The 2,804-nt window shown below is 62.2% G+C and carries 2 protein-coding genes; both read right to left on the reverse strand.

Features of this window, described 5'->3' with window-relative positions; genetic code table 11:
* On the reverse strand, window positions 1-959 hold a 959-nt coding region (locus EOA85_RS31745), incomplete at its 3' end, for a hydantoinase B/oxoprolinase family protein (protein WP_164760010.1).
* 10 nt (window positions 960-969) lie between these two features.
* A complete protein-coding gene (locus EOA85_RS31750; protein ID WP_245486197.1) occupies window positions 970-2,796 on the reverse strand; it encodes a hydantoinase/oxoprolinase family protein in 1,827 nt (608 codons plus the stop codon).
* Between the last annotated feature and the right edge of the window lie 8 nt (window positions 2,797-2,804).

Raw genomic sequence — 2,804 nt, forward strand, 5'->3', positions numbered from 1 at the left:
GAATCGGCCGGTGCTATTACCTTGATAGCCCCCAGCGACCCTGCATTGTTCGGGATATCGGAGCCTATGAGGACACGGACGCCATAGGTCGCGTAAGCCTGAGCATAGGTGAGCGGCACGTTGATGCCCTTTGCGGAGGGGGCCGAACTGCCGGCGAAATCGACTGTGATGGTTCGGTCGGCGACGGTAAGCGTGGCCACCAGATCGATAGGCGTGCCGTAGCCGTCCACGCGCATCGACGCCCGGTAGCTGCCGTTGGGCAAGTCGGCGATGCTGGCCTCGACCGCCTTGCGGGATTGCTCGACGATGTGGTCGGCCAGCCCGTCGAGCGTTACCAGCGAGAATTCCCGCATCATCTCGATGAGGCGGTCGACGCCGATGTCGTTGCAGGCGGCCAGCGACAGCACGTCGCCTTCCGCTTCTGTAGGATAGCGGGAATTTCCGCGCAAGATGTCGATAAGGGTCTGGTTCCTTTCGCCACGATCGATAAGGCGCAGGAAGGGAATGTAGAGGCCTTCTTCGATCACGTCGCGGCCGTCGGGACCGAAGCCGATGCCGCCTATGTCGACCAAATGGCTGGTGCAGGCGAACAGCGCGACCAGGCGGCCGTCTAGAAAGGCGGGCGTGACCACCACCATGTCATTGAGGTGGCCGGTGCCTTTCCACGGATCGTTGGTGATGTAGACGTCGCCCTCGCACATGGTGTTGGCGGGAAACGCCTCGAGGAAGTATTTCACCGATGCCGCCATCGAATTGACGTGGCCAGGCGTTCCGGTCACAGCCTGGGCGATCATGCGTCCCGATATGTCGAAGACGCCGGCCGACAGGTCGCCGGATTCCCTGACGATTGGGCTAAAAGCAGTGCGCACCAGTGTCTGCGCCTGTTCTTCGACCACCGAGATCAGGCGATTCCACATGATCTGCATCTGGATTTCGGCCACCGGCGATTGATTATCCATGTCACTGACCTCAATGCTTGGCTTCTAGGATGATGCTGCCGCTGGAATCGATTGACGCCACGAACGACGACGTCACCACCGTCGACGTCTCATCCTCGGCTATGACCGCCGGACCTTCGATAGACTGACTGACACCGATCGCATCGCGCCAGTAGACCGGGCTGTCGAAGAACCGCCCGAGCCGACCGTCGAACAGCCGGCTTTGCCGCAGCGGCGAGGCTTCGCCGTCGGCGCCGGCGAAGGGAATGGTCTCGGCCGACCTGTCTTCGATCGCAGTAACCGTCACGGCCCAGCTGAGCGCCTCGATATCCGCTTGGCTGATGGTGCGGCGATAGAGGGCCTGATAAGCCTGCGTGAACGCCTCGGTAATGCTGTCTTGGTCGGACGCCGTCAGAGGCCGGTCCGGCAGAGGCACGTCGATTTCGTGGCCCTGCCCCGAATATCTGAGGAAGACCGAGCGCCGTATCTCGAGCGGCGCGTCGGGTTTTGCCGCGCACACCACGGAGGCAGCCTCCGCGATCATTTCATCGAACTGCCGGTTGGCGGCATCGACGTCGAGCTTCTTTATCTTGACGAACAGGCTGCGCACCACTTCGTAGCTCAGTGGTGCGCGCAGGAACCCGACCGCTGACCCGACGCCGGCGCTGCGTGGCACGATGACGCGCTTGATCCCTAGCTTTTCCGCCAGGCGCGCGGCGTGAAGCGGGGCGGCGCCGCCAAAGGCGACCATGGTGCGGGCGCGTACATCCTTGCCACGCTCTATCGCGTGCACGCGCGAGGCGTTCGCCATGTTTTCCTCGACCACCTCACAGATGCCGAATGCGCCCATCTCGATTTCACTGCCGCTGACAGCCGACACATGCGAGGCGATGGCATTGCGGGAGGCATCAGCGTGCAGTTTGATCGAGCCGCCGGCGAAGTGCAGAGGGTCGATCTTGCCCAGCACCAAGTCGGCGTCGGTCACCGTTGCATTTGCCCCACCCCGCCCATAGCAGGCCGGTCCCGGCTCGGAGGTTGCACTGTCCGGACCGACCTGAATGCGGCCAAGCGTATCAACGCGGGCGATGGAACCGCCGCCAGCGCCGATCTCGACCATTTCGATCACTGGAATGCGGATCGGCATGCCGCTCCCTTTCATGAACCGCTTGGACCGCGCGACCTCGAACGAACGCGACTTCAACGGCTCGCTGTTGTCGATGATGCAGATCTTCGCGGTCGTGCCACCCATATCGAACGAAAGCAGGCTGCTCTCACCCGACGTGGTACCGACATGCGACGCCAGAATGGCGCCCCCTGCAGGGCCTGATTCGACCAGTCGTATCGGCAATTCGCAGGCGTTCTGAAGCGTGGTCAGGCCGCCGCCGGAGGTCATCAGAACCATCGACGCAGAAAGACCTATCCGGTCTAGCTCCGCGCGTAATCTTTGCAGGTAGCCTGCGATGAGTGGCTGGACATATGCATTCGCGCACGTCGTCATCAGCCGTTCGTACTCGCGCACCTCCGGGCAAATCCTGCTCGACAGTGAAACGTACGCATCTGGCATCAATTCCCGCAGCCGCTTGCCGACCAATTCTTCATGGCTGGGATTGACGTAGCTGTGCAGGAATCCGACCGCGATGCTGGTCACGTTCGCGGCGCGAAAGGCTTGGACGTGGCCCTCAAGGCCCCGGAGATCGAGGGGCACAACGACCGATCCATCGACGGCAACGCGCTCTGGCACCGTAACCCGCAGGCTGCGCGGGACGAGCGGCTGCGGCTTCACAAGGTTGATATCATATTGATCGAATCGGCTTTCACGACCGATCTCGATGACGTCGCGAAAACCTTCGGTGGTCACAAGAGCGG

The organism is Mesorhizobium sp. M5C.F.Ca.IN.020.29.1.1 (genome assembly GCF_003997375.1).
In the GTDB taxonomy this organism is placed as follows: Bacteria; Pseudomonadota; Alphaproteobacteria; order Rhizobiales; family Rhizobiaceae; genus Mesorhizobium; species Mesorhizobium wenxiniae.